The organism is Nostoc sp. GT001, from assembly GCF_030382115.1.
In the GTDB taxonomy this organism is placed as follows: Bacteria; Cyanobacteriota; Cyanobacteriia; order Cyanobacteriales; family Nostocaceae; genus Nostoc.
In genome coordinates, this window is sequence record NZ_JAUDRJ010000003.1 from 3,425,553 (window position 1) to 3,447,061 (window position 21,509).

The following is a 21,509-nucleotide window of genomic DNA, read 5'->3' on the forward strand; positions in this document are numbered from 1 at the left end:
GCCCAATTTAATTTGCTAGGAATGAATGAATTTTAATATGTATCGTCGTTGCCTCTTATCTGCTTTAGCAATTTTGTTGAGTATAGTTTTAGTTGCTTGCACCACTGCAAATACTCAGCAACCACAAACCAAAGTGGAAAGTAGCACTGAGGCGACTAACACGAACTCTCAAAAATTATCAAAAGGCTCGGCAAAAAGAGTTGTTGCTCTTTCTTCTCTTTCTGCTGATATCATCTCTCGACTCGAACCAACAAAAATTGTCGGCATTACTGGGAGTAGATTATTTAAGGACGACTCAAGATTCAAAGATATTCCCCGCGTTAGTGAAGGTCAAAGTCCGCCAAATTTAGAGAAAGTGGTAGCACTAAAACCAGATTTAGTTATTGGTGCTGAAGGTTTTTCTAACATTCCAATTCAAAAACTTCAGCAGCTAGGAATTGCGACTTTGCTCACTAAGGTGAATAGCTGGGAATCTCTAGAAGAACTTACTAAAAAACTGGCTGGGTTAATCAATACCGATCCTCAGCCTTTGTTAAATCGTTATAAAACTTTTTTGCCAGATAAGCCAACTCAGAGTCCTTCTACACTAGCGCTAGTTAGTCGTCAACCAATTTTAGCGCCAAATAAAAACAGTTGGGCAGGGGATTTGCTGGCGAAGTTTCAGGCGAAAAATATAGCCGCAGATTTACAAGGAAAAAGTCCAGTTGGTGGCTATGTGACGCTTTCGGCTGAGAAAGTTTTAGAAGCAAATCCAGAGGTGATAATTTTAGTTAATCCTCCACAAGGAAATTCTGAAGTAGCACTTTTAGATTCTTTGAAAAAGGAAGCTTTTTGGCAACAACTGCAAGCAACTAAAAATAACCGAGTCTATGTGTTTGATTATTATGGTCTGGTGAATCCAGGTAGTATAGATGCAATTGAAAAGGCTTGTCAGCAGCTTAAGCAAGCGTTGTTTACACCACAGGGCACTTAAATTAATAATGGAAGAACGCCGCAGTCAATCAAGGATGCATTTATCGGAGGTGATTTTAGATAAAACCCTGATAAAACTAGCTTTTCAGTCTCAGAATCTTTTCAAAAATCAAACCGAAATCCTATATTAAGGAGTATTCTTTACTTATAGATACCAGTATTGAAAAATGCAGATTGCTAAACTTCTCAAAAAATTTTGGCGATGGGTTCGTTTGTTCTTAATTAGTAGACTTGATAGACCTTCAGATAACTTAGTTGTTATTATAATTAGTCTAATACCACTCATTTTGAATTGGGATTTAAATTGGTCAAGTAAAATTATTTTTGAGTTTGATCTATTAAACAAGATCATCAGGCTATATTTTTATATCACACCTTTATTGCTATTTATCAATAGTTTTTTATTCAAAGAAAACTTGCTAAAATTTTTTAGTATTATAGTAGCAGGATTTGTTGGCTGTTTCATTCTTTTTGTATTTCTCATACAATTAGCTCTAGGTAATCATATTAACCTTGTTGAGCGAGTAGAATGTCCAAATGGTAAAATTTTTAGTGTTTATGAGAACTTTGAACCAAGTTTTCTCACTTCTGATGACGCTATTTGCCGATTTGAGTTACAACAAGATAGAATTTTTATAGGAGTTATCAAAAACATCAAGGAAGTTGGAGAAAAAAAGTGTCAAGTTAATACTAGAGAACTTAGTTTTCAAAACCGTCTTATAAATACGTGTACCCGATAGCATTTAAATTACTTTAAAACAAATTCTTATTTTTCCTTTTCTGGCACATCTCTGTGCTACACAAACAGTTTGATAAATTTAGTGTTTGAGTTACATATTGGAACTCAAACACTACGCGTCTTAATCTTTTGCAGAACTAATCGGTTTTTGATCAAAAGCGATATTTTTTTTACCTTGAGGAGAAGCACCTCCAAGACTGCGGAAATACAGTCCTCCAATGCTGAGTAAAAATCCCACATATCCCACTGCTTGCACAAGATAGAGATTGTCTCTATAGCCAAATAAAGATTTGAGAATAATCCCAGGAAACTGTTCGTCAGGCAAGATTGTGGAAGTATTGGAAACCATTGGCCCCAAGATACAAGAGTGGACTTTTGTAAAATGTTCGTAATAGAAACAAAGGTTTTCTGTAGCGCGACTGCTAAGGGCAAGGTTAGCTACAGCTTCGTTAAAATGTTTCAAGGCTGAAACTACCAACCCAGCCACAATCAACACTAATAAAACGCCCATTACCTGGAAAAACTGGCGGATGTTAATTTTGACACCCCATTTAAATAACAGCACTCCAATAGCGGATGCTGTTACCAAACCAGCAATAGCACCCAATGCTGGCATTAATCCCTGTTGAAAATTTGCTGCAACGAACAGAACAGTTTCAAAGCCTTCGCGGACAACGGCAATTAAAATTAAAGTAAAAACACCCCAGCCAGCATTTGAGTTTTGTGTCAGCGCTTCTGTTACTGCTCCCTCAACTGTAGCTTTCATGAATCTGGCTTGTTTAGTCATCCAGATTAGCATCCAACTGAGCATTGCGATCGCTAATACACTAAATACACCTTCCAAAGCTGGCTCAACTACGGTGGTGTATTGAGGATTCGCTGCTCCCAGTATTTGAATTATCCAACTGAATAACACGCCTATTAAGGCACTGACGACAACGCCAACGCCGACACCAGCATATACCCAAGAGTTCAGTCGAGATTGTTTAGCTTTTTTTAGCAAAGCTAGCACAATACCAACAACAAGGGCAGCTTCTACTCCTTCTCGAAGTGTGATTACAAAAGTAGGTAGAGCAGTACTAAAATTCATCTTTTGTCCTTTGTCTTTTGTCCTTTGTCATTAGTCCCTTGTCATTAGTCCTTTGTCCTTTGTTTTTGTCTAATGACTAATGACTAATAACAAGTGACTAATGACCAATGACTAAGGACTAATGACTATTAACTAAAATCGCGTAGCATCTTTTTCAGCTCGAGATTATGCATCTCTTCTTGTCCAATCATACCGCGAGCGAATTCTTCAAGGTAAATGCTGGCATTGGTGACAGTTTCGAGCAATTTTTTATACAGATCCAATGCCTTTTTTTCATGGGATAAACTTTCTTCCAAGATATCCTTGACTTTATGCTGGTAGGTTTCTTCCATTGGGGCGATTTTCAGGGAGGGATGCCCATCTAAACCTATGAGAATTTCTCCTACTTGTTCGGCATGAAGTAAAGATTCACTTGCCTGTGCTTTAAAAAAAGCCACAATCGGAATACGGTTAGGGCCAGTTACCATCAAAGAATAATGTGTGTAGCGCACTACTCCTGCTAGTTCAAATTCCATGATGGCGTTCAGCAGGTCAATAGTCTTTTTATGGTCAAGTTCTTGCATCAGTTGTTAGTTAAAGTAACGAAGGGAGTGTAATTAGTTAAAAGTGAGGAGTTGGAAGTTAAGAGTTAGTTTTTGGGATTCATAACTCATAATTCATAACTCCTAACTCCTAACTCCTAACTATTTTAAACTCCTTAACCTATACTTTCCATTAAATTAAAGATAAGAATTCAGGAGTCAGAATTCATAATTCAGAATAGTTAAACAATCAGGAGAACATTTGATGAATAAATATACCAATCATTCTAGATTCCTAATAAATTCTGGCTGCTGACTCCTGGGTGCTGAATTCTTACAATTAAAGTGTTATCGCTGTGCTTGGGTATTGGATTTGTCAACCACTTTTTGAGAGTTTTCCTCAATGGTTTTCACCAGTTTGGTAACATCATTAGGTGTTTTGACTGCTTTTGCTGGTGGGATGGCGGCGGGCCAAACTTTTATGAGTTCAGCGAAACTAGTATCAATCGCTTTGTGTGCTTCGGGATCTGCTTGAGCTACTTGACTAGAAATTCCTTTGTATAAATCATTGGCGTAAACGACAAAACCACGGGAGTCTTGATACTCAATTGGGGCGGTTACTTTACCATCTGCGATCGCCGCGCCATATTCGGAGTTAGCTGCATCTAGTAGTTCGTTAATTACCTGTAGCGTAAATCCTGGTTTTGAGCGTTGATCTGCTGGCAAAGCTGCGATCGCGGAATCAACTGCTTGCACTGAAGAAGTAAAATTAGTTTTAATTTTGCTATCCTTGGGACTAGATTTCACTAAATCTTGCAAACTCACCAAAGTTGTCTTAAATTCTTTGACTTTGCGCTCATTAAGTTGATCTTCTACATCAACGTAAATCTCTTCAACTGGATGTCCAATATGAGGTTCTGCCTGTTTCGGCTGATTCTGATCTAGCAGTTCTTTGGCTACCAAAAGATGCCCTTTCATTAAGCCTAATTTAGACATATAATCAACATCTTTTGCCTCACCTGTGAGTACCACTTCTTGAACACCAACTTGGTCTTTAATTTGGTCGAACTGTTCTTGAGTAATTACTTTTTTAGTAACTAAATCTTCTGGGCTACCGTAGGGACGATTTGCCTGGATTTTGTTTGATAAAGCCGGGATACCTAGCTTGGCTTCAAACTTATCCAATTCTGACAATATAGCGCTGTTAATGTTAATTTTGTCTTTGCTACCGTGACCACTGTGACTGTTACTACTTACTGCCTCTGTAGCTGGAGTGTTAGCAACTGGTACTGATGGATTTTCTGCGGTTGGTGTATTACTACAAGAACTCAAGGTAACTATTAAGGCTGCTGCTGCTGTTAAACAGATATAACGAAGTTTTATCATCTTTGCTCCTCGCACAACTAAAAAAGGTATTAATTGAAACATTTCAAACTATTACTAGAAAATAGTTTGTTTGACAGATTGTCATAGATTTTACTTTTGCATATAATGAGATTTTTTATCAAATAGTTTGCTAAAATTTTAATAAATTAATTACAAATTACTAATAATATCGTCAGGAACTCTTAACAGTATTTTGAGAGTTGCTCTCAGTAATTACTTCAAATTGACCCATACAACCGTTTTCTGCGATCGCATCTTGATGGGGATGGAACATATATTTACCTGGATAGCGAAAAGAAAATTCTAAGATGTGCCTTTCTGCTACACCCATCGTAATCACATCAGTTTTCTCACTAGGAGTCATACTCATGCCATAGCGATAGACATCAAAGAAGTTGGCATGGAGATGAAACGTCACTGCCGGATCGTATTCAATGATGTTGAGGACATACAGCCGAATCAACTGATCTTTGTAAATGCCAATGGGATGATGCATGTAATAGTGAGGCAAACCATTGAAGGCGTAATAGTCATTATGGCTGTCATCATTCACGTCATACCCACCCATGACTAATACAATCTCATCAGCCGGGGGACGGGGAGTAGGTGGATCGATGATGAACATTCCGTACAGCCCCTTAGCGATGTGGCGGGTGACTGGTTCGATATGGCAGTGGTATAGGTGAACGCCATAAGGTTCAGCATCAAATTCATAAATCGTGGCTTTGCCGTTGCTGATTGGGCGAACACCATCCATTTCTGCTGGATGTACGCCATGAAAATGCAAAGAGTGAGAATGCCCCGCGTTGTTGAGAAATAATACCCGGATGCGATCGCCCTGTTTTGCCCGTAGCGTTGGCCCTGGTATGCGACCGTTTAAATCCCAGATGTTGTAAGAGACAGCACTATTGAGTTTTATGATGGAAGAACCAGCAGTTAACTGAAATTCCCGGATAGTCCGCCCATTTTCTTGCTTCACCGTCCCATAATCAAAATCCCTTAACATCTTCATTGGGTTAGTAACGTCGTCTGGTGCTGACCTATCGAATGGTGGCACTTTAACGATTGACTTACTTTGTAGATTTAGCATCTGCCAAAGTCCAGCTGCACCAGTTACTCCAGCACCTGCTAGGCCCAGCTTCAACAATTGACGGCGGCTCCAAGGTTTTCCGTTACCTAGAGCGAAGTTGTTGGGCATGACGTTTAGTTACAGTTAGCACCAAATAAAGAATTGCAAATATTTTGCAATTGCTTTTAAATATTAGAAGAGTTAATAATTATTGTCAATAATTTATAGTGCTTTAGAACTACTGCGTTAAGTTATTAAATTTAGATCAAATTAAAATCAGTCCGTGAACATTCCAGTCAAATTTTCTAATTTTTATCAGTATTTATCTTTTAAGCATGTATAAATAATCTTAAAATGAAGCTAGCTTTTGATGTCTATTTTATTGGTATGCTTATTGCCTTGACAGTACTTAGAATATAAACAATGCGTATAATAGCACCTGGATATGGACGAAACTAAGAGACTGTTGCTATGCTGTGGTGCATTTTATTTACTTAGAGATGAAATAAATTGCATTTCCATAAAATTGTCAGTCCTTACCATTTTTAATTTTTAATTTTGAAGCGTTTATGAGAGCGCCCGCCGATTTAAACTGAGTATTTAAAATGTCTTTGCGAGGTATACAGCGTGCCAAGAATTCTTCTAAAGTCAAAAAGCGGATCACTAATTTTGATAGTGGTTTTGAGCTTTTACCTAGTTATTGGAGCGTCTACACCAGCCTATGCTATGCACATCATGGAAGGCTACTTACCAGGAAATTGGGCAATTTTTTGGTGGATAGTAGCGCTACCATTTTTTGTTTTAGGATTGCGATCGCTGACTCGGATCACCCAAGCTAACCCAGAACTAAAATTACTCTTGGCATTGGCGGGAGCTTTTACCTTTGTCTTGTCAGCGTTGAAACTTCCTTCAGTTACGGGTAGTTCTTCCCATCCCACAGGTACAGGGTTAGGAGCGGTGCTATTTGGCCCTCTGGCTATGTCAGTCCTGGGGGGTCTAGTTCTGTTATTTCAAGCGCTGCTGTTGGCTCATGGAGGGTTGACGACATTGGGGGCAAATGCTTTTTCGATGGCGATCGCAGGCCCATTTGCTGCTTACTGGATATATCATTTGACGATGCGGCTAACTGGTAAGCAAAAAATAGCCATCTTTTTAGCAGCCGCTTTGGGAGATTTACTCACCTACCTTATTACTTCCGTGCAACTCGCTCTAGCTTTTCCCGCACCTGTCGGTGGGTTTATAGCCTCATTTACCAAGTTTGCAGGCATTTTTGCGATTACTCAGGTTCCTTTGGCAATTAGTGAAGGTTTGCTAACTGTATTGGTGTGGAATTGGCTACAATCTTATACACCTCAAGAATTAGAATTTTTGAAATTAATCAAAAGGGAACCTCAACACAATGAAACAGTCTAAAAAAGGATTGAGTAACTGGCTGTTGCTATTAGGAGTAGTGGGATTGGCAGTAGCACCATTAGTATTAATTAAAGGATCAGATTTTAGCGGCGCAGATGGTCATGCTGAAAATGCAATTAAAGAAATTCAGCCCGAATATAAACCTTGGTTTAATTCATTAATTGAGTTGCCCGGTGGAGAAGTTGAAAGCTTATTATTTTCCGTGCAAGCGGCGGGGGGGCTGGAGTAATTGGTTATGTAATTGGGTTGTATAAAGGGCGATCGCAACATCAAAGGAATAAGGAATGAGTCTGCAAATAGATACCCTTGCATACACTAATCGGTTGCGGTGGTTAGCACCAGAGCAGAAATTACTGTTTGCGATCGCTCTGCTGATTATCGCTGCCTTTAGCCATACCCTAGTTCAAGTTTTGATTGCAGTTTGGATGAGTACTTGGACAATTATATATGCAGGAATTCCTAGCAAAATTTATTTCAAACTAGTGTATGCCGCTAGTTTATTCTGGTTAACAAGCTTACCAGCTTTAGTCATTAATGGCGTAAACATTTCTCACTTACATTTAGTGCAAAATGACTCAGTCGCAGGGTTGAATATTGGCTCTTATTATGTGTATATCAGTATTCACGGTATGGAGCAGGGATTGACAATTTTAACACGAGCGATCGCGTCTCTTTCCTGCTTATATTTCATTATGTTAACTATCCCCTTCACCGAGCTTTTACAAGTTCTGCGTCGTGTCGGTTTTCCTATGCTGTTAACCGATTTATTATTATTGATGTACCGCTTTATTTTTGTTCTTTTAAACATATCTGCCGAATTATGGACTGCCCAACAAGCTCGTGGTGGCTATTGCACTTTTAGAATTGGGATGAAAAGTTTAGCTCTATTAATTGGACAATTGCTCAAGCGAACCTTAGAAAACTATCGCCAAGTATCCTTGAGTTTAGCATCAAGGGGATTTAATGGAGAATTTAAAGTTTGGCATCCTCATCGCTATCATTTATCCAAGCGGTATGCCATCGAAGCAATTATAGGATGTGCATTATTAATAGCATTGGATTGGTATGATCATGCAACAATTTTTACTCGAATTTGAGCAATTATATTACACTTATCCAGGGGCACAGGAATCAGCTTTAAATGGATTAAATCTCAGAATTCCTTCTCATAAAAAATGTGCGCTGATAGGTCAAAATGGTTGCGGCAAAACCACATTATTTTTATTAGCTAACGGTTTATATAAACCTCAAAAAGGCAGCGTGTATTGGCACGGTAAAACTCTAAAATACGATCGTCAATCACTGATGAAATTACGCCAACAAGTAGGGCTAGTTTTTCAAGATCCAGAGCAACAACTAGTAGCTTCTACCGTTGAAGAAGATATTTCTTATGGCTTGTGCAATTTAGGATTGCCAACAGGAGAAATTAAACAACGAGTTGAACAAGCCTTAGCAGAATTTGAACTTACCCAACTAGCACAAAGACCTGTCCATCATCTCAGCTTAGGGCAAAAAAAGCGAGTTTCCATAGCTGATGTTATGGTGCTAAAACCAGAACTGCTATTGCTAGATGAACCAACGGCGTATCTCGATAAGCTACATACTCGTAAGTTGATGACAACCCTGAAAAAGATTCATGCAGATGGTACGACTATAGTAATGGCAACCCACGATCTTGATTTAGTTTATCGTTGGGCAGACTGGATATTTGTCATGGATCGGGGACAACTCGTGATTGAAGGAAAACCCCAAGATGTTTTTAATCAACACGAAATTCTTGAAGATTTACAGCTAGGAGTGCCACTGATATATGAGATGTTATTTGCTGAGGTATCACCCGAAGAAGAACCAGTTTTAGAGCGCTTACGGCAAAGAATATTGCATAAATTTTGTAATTTTTAATTAACAATAGCCATACTTTTTAAGTAGAATTTAATTGTTTAAAAGATCAAAAATTAATATTTATTTACCGAGAAATTAAGAAAGTAATGTTGACAAAAATTTCTGTTGAAAAAATTCTTGAACGTGCCTTAATGGGGTACGACTTATCTCCCGAAGAGGGAGTAGTGTTATTACAACAAACTGAACCAGAGGCGATCGCAGCAATACGTGCTACATCCGATACACTCCGCCACACACAAGCAGGCGATACTGTCACCTATATAATTAACCGTAATATCAACTTTACTAATATTTGTGAGCAGCACTGTAGTTTTTGTGCATTCCGTCGAGATGATGGTGATGCCGATGCATACTGGTTAGATTCGGCGCAAATTTTGGAAAAAGCCACAGATGCAGTAAAACGGGGTGCGACAGAAATCTGTATGCAGGGGGGATTAAATCCACAAGCACTGATAAATGGTAAATCTTTGCCCTATTATCTCAAAGTCGTAGAAACCATTAAACAGGAATTTCCCCACATACATTTACACGCTTTCTCTCCCCAAGAAGTGCAATTTATCGGCAGACTTGACGGACTGGAATATGCTGAGGTGATTACTGCTTTGCGCGATGCTGGTGTTGGCTCAATGCCGGGAACAGCAGCGGAAGTATTGGACGATGAAGTTAGGCGGATATTGTGTCCAGAGAAGATTGACACAGCTACTTGGCTAGAAATTGTCAGCACCGCTCACAAATTAGGCTTGCATACCACTAGCACCATGTTATCTGGGCATATTGAAACCCACGAACAGCAAATCGGGCATTTAGAAAAATTGCGATCGCTCCAAAAAACCGCCATCAATCGGGGATATCCAGCAAGAATCACAGAATTTATTTTATTACCTTTCGTAGGTCAAGAAGCACCCAAATCCTTACGTCGCCGTGTTGGACGCGATCAACCAGTTTTAAGTGATGCCCTGCTATTAGGGGCTGTAGCGCGGATTTACTTAGGTAATTGGATTCCCAACCATCAGCAGAGTTGGGTAAAACTGGGGCTTGCAGGTGCGACAGAAGCGTTAGCTTGGGGTTGCAACGATATTGGCGGCACCTTGATGGAGGAGCATATCACCACAATGGCAGGTGCTTTAGGCGGTACGTGTATGGAAGTAGAACAATTGCAAACTGCGATCGCTTCTTTAGGACGACCTTACCAACAACGGGATACTCTTTATCAAAAAGTTATTAGTCGTTAGGCATTGGGCATCAGTGAGAGGTTATAGGTGAAAGGTGATAGGGAATAATCTGTAACCTGTACCCTATTCCCTTCTTCACTCCCTCACTCACCACATATTTGGGTCTGAATCCTAAGGCTTCACGCAATGCTTTAAAGTAATGAGTCGGGAGTAATGAGTGGATGAAAAATGGGTATTTACTCATTACTTATTACTTATTACTCATTACTCCTTCTTAAGAGCGCCTTGAGGTCGGTGAGGATATCAACATTCAATTGATCCCCAAGTTACCAATCCAAGATAGGATGGACGTTGATTTACGTATTCTTTTACTTAATGCATATGAAGCGCTATTGGTCGCGTTTGCTTGCGCTGGTTTTGGTTGTAGCAATCGGCTTAATGGGTTGTTCTGGCAGTCCAGATAGTTTGACTGGGGATTATCGTCAAGACACCTTAGCTGTGGTCAATATTATGAGACAAGCCCTGGATCTTTCACAAGATTCACCAGACAAAGCAGCAATTCAAGCAGAAGCGCGTCAAAAAATTAATGACTTTTCAGCTCGCTACCAGCGGGTTAACTCTGTTTCTGGTCTTGGCTCGTTTACAACCATACGAACAGCCCTCAATTCCCTAGCTGGACACTACAGTTCTTACCCAAATCGTCCCGTACCCGAAAAACTCAAAAATCGTCTAGAGAAAGAGTTGCAGCAGGTAGAGACGGCGTTGAAACGTGGCGGTTAGCTATTAACTATTGCTTACTCCATCATCAATAGTCAGGTGTCAAAACTTTTGATTCCTGACTATTTTGTTTGTCAAGGCAGAAGGCAGAAACTCTTTATATCTGATGCGTAAGTCCTGCATTTTATAGCTCATTTACTTGAAAACTGCTGTCATAATACGAGCCGATGCATTCACATTGAGGGTGAAGTTTTAATATCTACTTCATGCACTGGAAACCGCTATACAAAAATACGGCAACAGAAATAGACCTTTGAGAGTCTTGAAAAAATAGGTTTTAAAACCCTTAGTATTTAACTATATAATTCGATACACGTTTCCCATAATTATTTGAGTTGGGATCGATGATTATCGCAAATTAAATAAAGGCTTTAAGACCGAACGTCAACACGTAGCTCAGAGTTAGAGCCACTCCGTCTTTACTCAGTTACCCTGTGGTAAGCAAGTTACAGTCGGAATTTAAATCCCTGTCTGAAACTCTTTTGAATTTGTTCATCTACTGGTAGGTATGTCTAACTGTCCCTTGAAGGTTGCAAGATCAACATTATTTTGGCGGCGCTTATTCGCTGTTGTTTTTACTAGTAGTTTGTTGCTCCCCAACTTGGGAAGCGAACCAGCAAAGGCGCAAGTAACTGAGTATTGTCAGTTATCATCGGCTGCGGCGCAACAAAAAGAAAATTTGCGTTTGTTAGCGCTCAAAGGCAAACAAGATGCTCAAACACGCTACCAAAAGATAGTACAAGAACAGGCGCAGAAATTAAAGGAATGTCGCTCTCGAACTTGGCCGCAAACTCAAGCCCTTTGGTTACGCTTGTATCCCTGTGACATTCAGCCAGGAATAATCGATCAGATTATGGATCGGATTGTTAATGGTGGCTATAACCAAGTTTATTTAGAAGTATTTTACGATGGGCAGGTACTATTACCAGCAAGAGCTAATCCGACGGTTTGGCCTGCTGTGATTCGCACTCCAGGGACAGAAAACATCGATATACTTGCCACAGCAATTAAAAAAGGTCGGCAACGTGGTTTGAAGGTCTATGCCTGGATGTTTACCACAAATTTCGGCTATACTTACGCCCAGCGCCCAGATAGAGAAGGTGCGATCGCTCGTAATGGCAAAGGTCAAACGAGTTTATATGTGGTAGATAATGGCTCTCAACTATTTATCGATCCCTACAACCCACAAGCAAAACGCGACTACTATCAATTGGTACAAGAAGTTTTGCGCCGTCGCCCAGATGGCTTGCTATTGGATTACGTGCGTTATCCCCGCCAAGCTGGAAGTGATTCTATCGCCACTAAAGTTTCAGATTTATGGCTATTTAGCCCTGCAACCCAAGAAGCTTTATTTAAACGGGCACAAAATTACAAAGCGCTGGACTTAATTCGCCGCTTTTTAAGCAAGGGATTCGTCACTGGTGGAGATGTAGCGGAAGTTGATAAACTTTATCCCCAGGAAGGAGAACCCCTTTGGCAAGGACGCACTCTCCCACTAGCGCAAAAGTCAATCCTGCCTGCAACCGATAGACAAAGAGTTTTACAATGGGAGTTGTGGCAGCTTGCCGTTGCCCACGCTATGCAAGGAATTCTAGATTTTGTCACCATCGCTAGTTACCCAGCAAAGCAGCAAAATGTTTCCACAGGAGTGGTGTTTTTTCCTGATGGCAACCAAACTGTCGGACAAGGGTATGATTCTCGTTTACAACCTTGGGATCGGTTCCCCAATACATTAGAGTGGCATCCTATGGCTTATGGGACTTGCGGTAATGTCAGTTGTATTGTGGCGCAAGTGCAACGGGTTTTGAGTATGGCAAAACCGGGTACACAGATAATCCCAGCTTTAGCTGGTCAGTGGGGAAAATCTATTAGTAATCGTCCATCCCTAGAAGTGCAAATGCAAGCACTCCGCAAATTTGCCCCGCAATTGAAGGGAGTTAGCCACTTTGCATATTCTTGGCAATATCCTCAGAATGATAGCGATCGCAAATTCTGTCGAGTTAAGTAGACTGCCTACAGAATTAGTTGAAAGGGATTGAATTTCCCTTTCAACTTATAGAATCACACACTTTACAAATTCATACCAAATATAGCGATCGCAGTCATAAACACAGCTTAAGTATATTGTGCAGCGAGTCGTTGGAATGCCGACGGTGCTGGATTATCTGCGAGGTACTGGCGTATCATCTCAGCACAAGCACCTGGGCTTAACAAAGAGGTATCCACTTCAAGGTCATAAATGCCAGGGATGTGGACTTCACGTTGCCATAACTGAACCGGATGTGGTATTGGGGAGTCAGATGTACTGCCCACGTTCCACCCCGTGTTTTGTCGTCGTTCCATAACGATCTCGATGGGGCAGTAAACACCTACGAACAAAACTGGCAATCCTTTCAAACATCGGGCACTATCAGCCAAAATTGCCCGTTCTATTGCGTAGGCATCGTGGTGTCCGACATCAACCACGACATTCAGACCCAAACGGCTGTGGGCGGCGATAGACTCATACATAGCGCTGTACAGAATGGGAACAAGGGGTTCGATGTCCTGGCGTTCTCCCCCTGGCCGTAAACCGATCCCAGGCAGGTATCGTGCGGGAGTCATTTGCATAAATCTATCAACGCCCAAATTCATCCACAGACCATCAAATGTCTCCTGAATCACTGCCACAATACTCGACTTCCCCGATCGCGGGACACCATTCAGGATGATAATCTGTCCAAGCTCCTGTGTCTGCCCCATGATTCCTCCTCGCATCCTTAATACATATAGTTAGCAGTTCCACGTTAGGGCTAAAACGTTGAATAGGCAAGAATTCAGGAGTCAGAATTCAGGAGTCAGAATTCAGAATTCAGAATTCAGAATCAAGATGCTCTCTACAAGACGCTGTGCGAATGTAGACTCGCTCTAAGCATACTCCTACGGAGAAGCAAGCTACGTGTAGCGTCTCTGAAAGAGAAGCCTCTCAAACGCGAGTGCATTTCCCTTTGGGAAAAGAGAAGGCTTTACGCTGCGCTATGCGCCAGTCATACAGAATACCTAACTGAATTCTGACTCACCTCGACTGCGCTCGGCGACCACCTGACTCCTGAATTCTGTTCGATATCCAAAAAATGAATTTATTACCAGAGTTTCCGTAGGTTCAGTTCACGATTAAGTCCCCACTCTCCAACTCAATTTAAAGCCAAGTCCTCTGGTGTATTACAGTTAAATAGCATTTCGGGTTCTGCTAAGGGCAAAACTTCTACCGGATATTGCCGAAGCCACTGCTGAAACGATCGCCCCCTTTGGTTGATAAACTCTAAAAGTTGGGGCAAACAGCGACGGCGATAGAAACCACACAGAGGTTCCCAGCCTTTGGGATGACAAGCTAAAGCTGCGATCGCATTATCCCCTACGCGATCGAGTCTAGTTACCCAATCTTGCAACACCTCAACCCGCAACCTCGGCAAATCGCAAGCTAGTAACAGCACCCAATCTGTTTTCACTTCAGCTAGTCCTTGAGCAAATCCAACTAAAGGCCCGTGGGCTAAAGATTCTCCAGACAAAGGTACTTCTCGGATAAACTGACAACCGGGCAAAAGCAAGTCTTGATAGCGTTCTGGCCAGGGAGTTACTACATAAACAACATCAGCACAGCCTTTGGCAATCCCACAAACTCGCTGTAACAACGGCACTCCTTGAATAGGAATCAAGGCTTTATCCTGACCCATCCGAGAACTTTTACCCCCAGATAACACAATTGCTGTTAATCTACAGCAGGTCATAATTCTCAAATCACCTAATTCCTAATGTCAATTTAATGCATAGAGAACTGTGCAATCTAAACTGTAATACACTAAAACGTAAACTACTTCGTCAGCGATCGCAGGTGAAAGAACCGTTGGAGCATAAGCAACCCAGCCTTTTTCTACTGCCAATTTGCCAAATGCATACAACCATCTTCTTGGATCTGTTAATGGTAGTTCTGGCTCTGGCGGTTTAAACTGCCATAATGCTTGTCCAGTGGCGAGCTTCAAAGCCCACAGTACTCCGTTAATTCCAACGTAGACTACCTCATTAGCAATAACTGGGTACGAAGCCGAAGTTTCTGTTGCAAACCTCCAGAGTATTTGTCCAGTGGCTTCATCTAATCCGTAAATAGTATTGCTGCTACCAACACAAACGATTCCATTAGCAACAGATGGATAAGTTAGAGGTGGATAAAGTAGCGTTGCATTTTCTGGCTCGAATGTCCATTTTTGCTCCCCTGTTTTTATGTCCAATGCTACAAGAGCTTGTCCTTTGCTACCGCAATAAACACTTTTCTCAGTAATTACAGGCAAAAAAGGACTATCTAGGATTAAGGGATAAGAAGGTTGAAATACCCAGTTTCGCTGTTTTGTTTCCATATCTACACTTGTGACACATCCATCACTGCTGCCAAGGTAGAGTATTCCATCGGCAATTGATGGTGCAGAAGTTCGCTGATTGCCTGTAGTTTGTAAGATCCAGATTTGCTTCCCTGTGGAAGCGTCTAAGACATAAAGATAACCTTCGGGACTACCGATATATACAATTCCATTCACAACTACGGGAGAGTAATACTCTCCAAGCCCAATCCTTTCAGTTATTTTGAATTGCCACCTCTGCTGCCTTGTTTCTAGTTCAATAGCGTAGATGATGCCATCTGAACTACAGATGTAAACTATTCCATTAGCAAATGTTGGAGAAGCAATGTACCTACTTCCAGGGTTGAAAGTCCACCTCTGCTGCCCTGTCTGTATATCTATCACATAGAAATTTCTTTTACCGTCCCCAATGCAAATCACTCCGTCGGCAACTGTTGGACAGGCAGAAAAATGAACATCAAAACTTGTAAGTTGAAGCTTCCACTTTACCTCTTTGAAATGACGGATACCCGTTGTGTTGTATACACCAGTACGTTGAGGGTTTGCTCGGAACATTACCTTTAATAACCGATTGTGACATTTCTTGGTGCAAGAATGTTGGGTTTTTGAAGAAGGCAGGAGGCAGAGGGCAGTGTTTCGACTACGCTCAACAACCGGGCAGAAGGAACAACCGGATGGGGATTCAGACCCCAACCGATTGTAAGCACTCTTGCTTGAGGTGGGGTTTTAGACCCAAGTTGGGTGCGGTCACAGGCTTCAGTGCTGGAAGCAGTATTTCCTTCTGCCAACTGAGCCTCCTGCCCTCTGCCTTTCTCGATAAAAAGCGATCGCTTTTTCCATATCGCCACCAAGAGGAATAAAACAGGCTGATGTTTCCAAGTACGGGCGGTTTATTCATTACTATGCGTCCGATGTTGCCAAAATCATCCCCTATTCTGACTTTTCTCCACCTGCTGCAATAAATGCTCTACACTTTCTGCTGGTGCTAGACACTTCAAACCTTGGCAAACTAACCCAACGCTTCTCTCTGGTAAATCAGATGTGATGGCAAATACAGCCGTTGGTAGAAATCTGGGGATCAGAGAGTTTATTTGCTCAGTTGTACTGCGAATTAAGGTAGAATTACGATACCAATCCAAAGCTGTAAACAAACTGGGGCAAGCTTGAGGAGCGCGATGCATGACACTCCGAAAAGCTTTCAAACCAAGTTCTGCTAAATCCAAATAATCTAGATTATCGGTGAGTAGGGCCAGACGCACAAGGTTAGCGATCGCAATTCCATTAGCTGATGGTGTCGCATTATCTGCGTAACTGCGCTCTCTGACAATTAAATCTTGACTAGAATCACTCGATGTGTTATAATAACCACCTAACTCTACACTCCAAAGAAATTCGTTAAATTCATCTTGGATAGCGATCGCATTTTCTAACCATTGCTTATGCTCAGGGTTGCAAGCTTGTAAATCCAAGAGAGCTTTAATAAACAAAGCGTAATCTTCAGACTGCGCTAAAACAGTTGGCTCTCCTTGATAATTGAGTCTCTGGAAACGCCCATCGACAAACTGATTTTCCAAAATAAAATTTGCCGCTCGTGCTGCTAATTCCAGGTACAAAGGTTGTTGGAAAACCCCAGCAGCCCTAGCTAGCCCGGAAATCATCAAGCTATTCCAGGCGACAATCATCTTTGTATCTGTCACCGAGGGAATGCGACCTGGCCAGTTAGTGGTTTTTGCTTCCTGGTTGTTCCGAGCCGGGGGAAAAGTTTCCAGCGACTCAGAATTAACGCCATAACGAGTGGTAAACAGCTTACTCAGTGCCATTTCCAGCGTTGCACTCAGTTGACCTGAATGGCGTCTTTGCAAAACATTATGTCCTTCAAAGTTGCCGTTAGGCGTCACCGTAAACTGTTGTTGTAATTCCGTTAATTCTTCAGGCGTTAACAGTTGTTCTAATTCGCTGTAACTCCAGATGTAAAAGGCTCCTTCTTCTGGTTCTACCGCCGTTGGTTCAGTGAAGCTGTCCGCATCTTGAGAAGCATAGAAGTAACCTTCAGGCGCAGTCATTTCCCGCTTCAGCCATTGTACAGTCCCAGCAACCGCCCTCTCAAAGGATGGCTCTTGTACTCCTGCACTCCATAAAGAAGCCAGATACTCGACAATCTGTCCATTGTCGTAGAGCATCTTTTCAAAGTGGGGTACTGTCCAAGTCGGGTCAACAGTATAGCGATGAAAACCACTAGCTACATGGTCATAAATGCCGCCCAGTGATAAGTCTAGTCCTCGTTGGGTACAAACTTGCTTGCCATCATAGCGAGATTCAAAATTAAATCGAGTTCCCCGTAGTGCTAATTCTGTGTAGGGAATCATCGGAAAACTGTTACCAGATTGATTAGGAGTAATTACACCTGTACTGATTTCCCAACCTTGGCGGAGTAATTCATGGTCTTCAAGCTCAGTTGTTGTACCGTCTTGCAACACCGCAGACGTGAGCAGAGACTCAATAATTAAGGCTTTACGTTGTTGTAATTCTTGTTTTTCTGTATCGTAATAACGGCGAAGCGCTTGCAACACCTGCAAAAATCCCGGACGACCATAGCGCGGGTCTACAGGGAAATAAGTACCAGCGTAAAACGGCACTAAATCTTCTGGGGAAAGAAAAATATTTAAAGCGCCAACCCCTTGACCGCTCATCATCTGCAAAGCTTGCATATAGATGCTATCGAGGTCAGGTCTTTCTTCCCTGTCTACTTTGATGGGAAGATAATTGATATTCATGTAGTCAGCGATCGCAATATCAGAAAAAGCCTCGCCTTCCATGACAGTACACCAGTGGCAACTAGAGTAGCCAATGGAAAGAAAAATCGGTTTATTTTGCGCCCTTGCAGTTGCAAGTGCTTCGTCACACCAAGGCCACCAATCAATCGGGTTTTCGGCGTGTTTGCGGAGATAGAGGCTCTTAGCTTCAGCAAGGCGATTAGTCATGATTAAATGCAATTAGTTGCCTTCTTTGCTCAGTCTAGCCTGTTCTCAGGCTTGTTAGCCTAGACAACTATAGCGTTTCCTAATCACATGAGATACATCTTAGCCTCCCTCCTCGTTTGCGGGGGTTGGGGGTGGGGTTCTTGTACCTCACTCAACCGAGAACCGCTATATGTACATTAAGTAAGAAACTCAACGAGCGAGTTATCCCTTTGTTTTTAATATCACCTAGTAAGTTGGTGTAAAAAAAATGCAGTTTTGTAGTTAGCGCTAACTACAAGGGAAGCATCTTCTATATATATAGTTGGGTTTATTTACGGCAACTTACTTATACCTGTGCAACTTATGAAACATTCTTATTGAAAAGATCGCAATAGCAAGCTAACAATATTTGGTGGCGTTTCTTGCATAGGTGATGCTGTCTTTGTTTGAATTAAAGTATTTGGGCTAAGTCCTGCTATCAGATGGAGCAAGAAGGTGATGATGGCGGCTTGCATAAGTTTTTCCAGCATGGCACGTCTCTCTCTGAATGGATAGCATTTCAACTACGACTGGTTATTCTAAATACACCTCGTACTCCCGATTTACCGAATCTAACAAAAATAACTTGATAAATGCCGAAGGAAATCCTAAAAAAATGTTTAAAATGTTACTGCTAGTTAACATAATTTCCTAAGCAAATCGGATTTCGGTTATCGGTTTAGTCAATACATCGCCAAGGTTGTACAGCAAAGTCCGAGATATAAGATTGGCGACAATTGAAGTTTTTTGATTTATTCTTCCCTAAACCGGGATATCTTCTTAGACAGCTTTTGTCGCTAAAAAGTGCCCTTGGAGGTTGAATCTATTGCAAAATCACATTTTGCTCCTTTGTTGAAAAAGACAGAAAAGCCAAGATTTACTTATATCTACCTGGGAATAGTAGAGATCAGCCCCAGTTTCGTGCTGTCACCGATAAAATGTATTTAAAGTAGCCACAAACACGCTTCCATGATTCCTATCGTTATTGAACAATCGGGTCGAGGTGAACGCGCCTTTGACATCTACTCACGGCTGTTACGTGAGCGCATCATCTTTTTGGGACAACAAGTTGATAACAACATTGCTAACTTGATTGTTGCCCAACTGCTGTATTTGGATGCTGAAGACCCGGAGAAAGACATTTATATGTACATCAATTCTCCCGGTGGTTCGGTGACGGCTGGTATGGGCATTTTTGACACTATGAAGCATATTCGCCCTGATGTCTGTACAATTTGTACCGGATTGGCAGCGAGTATGGGTGCTTTTCTCCTCAGCGCGGGTGCTAAGGGTAAGCGGATGAGTTTACCCCATTCTCGGATTATGATTCATCAACCTTTAGGCGGCGCTCAAGGACAGGCGACTGATATTGAAATTCAGGCGCGGGAAATTTTGTACCATAAGAAGCGGCTAAATGACTATTTAGCTGACCATACAGGTCAACCAATTGAGCGCATTGCTGAAGATACTGAACGTGACTTTTTCATGTCACCAGAGGAAGCCAGAGAGTACGGTTTGATTGACCAAGTGATTGACCGTCACGCCGCTGGTAGTCGTCCAGCAGTTGCTGCTGTTAATTAATACTCACGATTGGTAAATGGTGATTTACCACTTTTAATTCCCTTAAACCCCAAAAATAACCCCTCTTCATAACTGAAGAGGGGTTATTTGACTTTAAAACTTGATATTAGAAGTTCAAAACTCGATTTAGAAGTTGGAAATCAAAATCCTGCTATTGGATCTGGCTGAGATTGTAAGTATTTGAGAAATCCGTGTAATTCTTCTTCAGTTAGCAAAGTCCGCCCGCGCTTACCGTAGGTTTCAATCAGATGTTCCCGTCCTTGTTCTGGTGTCCAGCCTAAACGCTGAAGTTCGACATCTGTTTTAGCAATTACATCTGATAAATCCACGGGTTCAGCTTTTTTCTTTCTCTTTCCTGTCACTGACGGGGTAGTGGCATTTTCTTGAGGGCTATAACTCCGGGGTGTAAATGGTGTGACATTATTGGCAGAAATTGCCGGAAAGGTTTGATTTTCTGGCTGGTTATCAAAATTTATTTCTAAGTTCTCAACTGGAGGATCGAATTCTAGCTCCCGGTTGGCAGTCATCGGAAAGTTTTGACCTAAATCCTGGCTATAGGTATCGTTTAGAGGCGCAGCATTGCTGTAACCGTACTGTTCCTTACTATTTGTTACTACTTCTGGTTTGATGTTCCGTTCTTTGGAAGGCGGTATAGATATTTCCTTGTCGCTGACTGCTGGCCACTGACTACTAACAAAATCCTCATTTTTTGCAGAGGAATAAGCAGTAGGCTCACTAAATCCACCTTTAGTATTCAAGGAAGGATTTAGCTGTACCGGGGAAACTGGATTTGAGATCAACGTCACTGATTCTGGTGGCGCATTTGTAATACCCAAAACTATCAGCGCCCTAGTTATAGCTTGGTCTTCTGCGGCTTCTACTGTTTCTGCTGCTGCCATACCCGTAGCACGGGTTACGCCTTCAATTTGCACGCTTGCCCGGACAATATATTTTCCTTGAAAAATTTGCACTAATTCAGAAATCAAACTGCCCTGGGGATACAAGCTCTGGAATTGAGCCAACATAATACTGCTACCAATCTAAATATTTTTAATAACGGTGTTGATACTGCTTGTATGTTCAAGCGAGATCAGCTGCCCTTACTTTAATTTACATCCACTCGATACCCAGGATGCCTGCCAATATTGCATTTATTCATTTTAATTGCTTACTATATGTCATCAGTTTCTTGACAGGCGATGAGTAGGTATAATTCTCTGCTCTGATCTGTCAAGGTGATATTCTTGCTTTGCCTGGTGTCCCAATTGTAGCAGTAGCTATTTTTTGACGAAATTTTTGGTCAGTGCTAACTTGTCTGGGTAGTCTTGCTTGCAATGCTATACTGATTACCCAAGTCGATATCTAGAACTATTCTCTGGAAGTGCGCTCTAAATCTACAATAATGGAGATAAGGTTCGCCCTCGCTGCTCATTAAGCTGCTTACCTAATTGTTACCGATTCTACATGTGGGAAAATTGGGTTCACCAGCAGTTCCTC

The 21,509-nt window shown here is 41.6% G+C and carries 20 protein-coding genes and 1 pseudogene; 10 read left to right on the plus strand and 11 right to left on the minus strand.

Annotated features, from left to right (window positions below; all coding sequences use genetic code 11):
• The first annotated feature begins 37 nt into the window (after window positions 1-37).
• On the plus strand, window positions 38-973 hold the full coding sequence (locus QUD05_RS17645) for an ABC transporter substrate-binding protein (protein ID WP_289799995.1): 936 nt from the start codon (window positions 38-40) through the stop codon (window positions 971-973).
• A gap of 166 nt (window positions 974-1,139) precedes the next feature.
• A complete protein-coding gene (locus tag QUD05_RS17650; RefSeq protein ID WP_289797205.1) occupies window positions 1,140-1,712 on the plus strand; it encodes a hypothetical protein in 573 nt (190 codons plus the stop codon).
• 120 nt (window positions 1,713-1,832) lie between these two features.
• Here the strand turns inward: QUD05_RS17650 and QUD05_RS17655 are convergent, their stop codons facing one another.
• The 4 genes from QUD05_RS17655 to QUD05_RS17670 form a co-directional block, all read right to left on the minus strand.
• Complete coding sequence (locus QUD05_RS17655) at window positions 1,833-2,801, minus strand: FTR1 family iron permease (protein ID WP_289797206.1); 969 nt, start codon at window positions 2,799-2,801, stop codon at window positions 1,833-1,835.
• A 128-nt stretch (window positions 2,802-2,929) separates the two neighbouring features.
• Window positions 2,930-3,364: a ferritin-like domain-containing protein gene (locus tag QUD05_RS17660; RefSeq protein WP_289797207.1), complete on the minus strand. Its 435-nt coding sequence runs from the start codon at window positions 3,362-3,364 to the stop codon at window positions 2,930-2,932.
• A 306-nt stretch (window positions 3,365-3,670) separates the two neighbouring features.
• Window positions 3,671-4,708, minus strand: coding sequence for a ComEA family DNA-binding protein (locus tag QUD05_RS17665; protein ID WP_289797208.1), 1,038 nt, complete (start codon window positions 4,706-4,708; stop codon window positions 3,671-3,673).
• A gap of 172 nt (window positions 4,709-4,880) precedes the next feature.
• Window positions 4,881-5,906 (minus strand): multicopper oxidase domain-containing protein, encoded by a 1,026-nt coding sequence (locus tag QUD05_RS17670; protein ID WP_289797209.1) that lies wholly within the window; start codon window positions 5,904-5,906, stop codon window positions 4,881-4,883.
• A gap of 597 nt (window positions 5,907-6,503) precedes the next feature.
• Between QUD05_RS17670 and QUD05_RS17675 the strand changes: the two genes are divergently transcribed.
• From QUD05_RS17675 to QUD05_RS17705, 7 genes and pseudogenes are all read left to right on the plus strand, one after another.
• A complete protein-coding gene (locus QUD05_RS17675; RefSeq protein WP_289799996.1) occupies window positions 6,504-7,190 on the plus strand; it encodes an energy-coupling factor ABC transporter permease in 687 nt (228 codons plus the stop codon).
• Window positions 7,177-7,478: pseudogene (locus QUD05_RS17680) on the plus strand (energy-coupling factor ABC transporter substrate-binding protein). The gene QUD05_RS17675 and the pseudogene QUD05_RS17680 overlap by 14 nt, the downstream one beginning before the upstream one ends.
• Window positions 7,475-8,287: a cobalt ECF transporter T component CbiQ gene (gene cbiQ / locus QUD05_RS17685; RefSeq protein ID WP_289797210.1), complete on the plus strand. Its 813-nt coding sequence runs from the start codon at window positions 7,475-7,477 to the stop codon at window positions 8,285-8,287. Before QUD05_RS17680 ends, cbiQ begins: the two are co-directional and overlap by 4 nt.
• Complete coding sequence (locus tag QUD05_RS17690; protein ID WP_289797211.1) at window positions 8,262-9,092, plus strand: energy-coupling factor ABC transporter ATP-binding protein; 831 nt, start codon at window positions 8,262-8,264, stop codon at window positions 9,090-9,092. Before cbiQ ends, QUD05_RS17690 begins: the two co-directional genes overlap by 26 nt.
• An 86-nt stretch (window positions 9,093-9,178) precedes the next feature.
• A complete protein-coding gene (gene cofH, locus QUD05_RS17695) occupies window positions 9,179-10,324 on the plus strand; it encodes a 7,8-didemethyl-8-hydroxy-5-deazariboflavin synthase subunit CofH (RefSeq protein WP_502911398.1) in 1,146 nt (381 codons plus the stop codon).
• A gap of 315 nt (window positions 10,325-10,639) precedes the next feature.
• Window positions 10,640-11,044 carry a photosystem II protein Psb27 gene (gene psb27 / locus QUD05_RS17700; protein WP_190240755.1) on the plus strand — a complete coding sequence of 135 codons (405 nt, stop codon included), beginning with the start codon at window positions 10,640-10,642 and terminating at the stop codon, window positions 11,042-11,044.
• A 505-nt stretch (window positions 11,045-11,549) separates the two neighbouring features.
• A complete protein-coding gene (locus QUD05_RS17705; protein ID WP_289797212.1) occupies window positions 11,550-13,049 on the plus strand; it encodes a family 10 glycosylhydrolase in 1,500 nt (499 codons plus the stop codon).
• A 107-nt stretch (window positions 13,050-13,156) separates the two neighbouring features.
• Here the strand turns inward: QUD05_RS17705 and QUD05_RS17710 are convergent, their stop codons facing one another.
• The 6 genes from QUD05_RS17710 to QUD05_RS17735 form a co-directional block, all read right to left on the minus strand.
• The gene (locus tag QUD05_RS17710; protein WP_289797213.1) at window positions 13,157-13,783 is read right to left on the minus strand and encodes a chloramphenicol phosphotransferase CPT family protein; all 627 of its coding nucleotides are present in this window, start codon (window positions 13,781-13,783) and stop codon (window positions 13,157-13,159) included.
• A gap of 431 nt (window positions 13,784-14,214) precedes the next feature.
• Window positions 14,215-14,808, minus strand: coding sequence for a molybdenum cofactor guanylyltransferase (locus QUD05_RS17715; RefSeq protein ID WP_289797214.1), 594 nt, complete (start codon window positions 14,806-14,808; stop codon window positions 14,215-14,217).
• Between the two features lie 27 nt (window positions 14,809-14,835).
• The gene (locus tag QUD05_RS17720) at window positions 14,836-15,987 is read right to left on the minus strand and encodes an outer membrane protein assembly factor BamB family protein (RefSeq protein WP_289797215.1); all 1,152 of its coding nucleotides are present in this window, start codon (window positions 15,985-15,987) and stop codon (window positions 14,836-14,838) included.
• A 5-nt stretch (window positions 15,988-15,992) separates the two neighbouring features.
• On the minus strand, window positions 15,993-16,280 hold the full coding sequence (locus QUD05_RS17725; protein ID WP_289797216.1) for a hypothetical protein: 288 nt from the start codon (window positions 16,278-16,280) through the stop codon (window positions 15,993-15,995).
• Between the two features lie 75 nt (window positions 16,281-16,355).
• Window positions 16,356-18,413 carry a thioredoxin domain-containing protein gene (locus QUD05_RS17730; RefSeq protein WP_289797217.1) on the minus strand — a complete coding sequence of 686 codons (2,058 nt, stop codon included), beginning with the start codon at window positions 18,411-18,413 and terminating at the stop codon, window positions 16,356-16,358.
• A 353-nt stretch (window positions 18,414-18,766) separates the two neighbouring features.
• A complete protein-coding gene (locus tag QUD05_RS17735; protein ID WP_289797218.1) occupies window positions 18,767-18,922 on the minus strand; it encodes a QAALIT motif small membrane protein in 156 nt (51 codons plus the stop codon).
• Window positions 18,923-19,400: 478 nt separating this feature from the next.
• Here QUD05_RS17735 and clpP point away from each other — a divergent pair, with 478 nt between their 5' ends.
• On the plus strand, window positions 19,401-20,012 hold the full coding sequence (gene clpP, locus QUD05_RS17740; RefSeq protein WP_012412443.1) for an ATP-dependent Clp endopeptidase proteolytic subunit ClpP: 612 nt from the start codon (window positions 19,401-19,403) through the stop codon (window positions 20,010-20,012).
• A 140-nt stretch (window positions 20,013-20,152) separates the two neighbouring features.
• Here clpP and QUD05_RS17745 read toward each other — a convergent pair whose 3' ends face one another.
• Entirely contained in the window at window positions 20,153-21,037 is an 885-nt protein-coding gene (locus QUD05_RS17745) for a slr1353 family protein (protein ID WP_289797219.1), read from the minus strand.
• Between the last annotated feature and the right edge of the window lie 472 nt (window positions 21,038-21,509).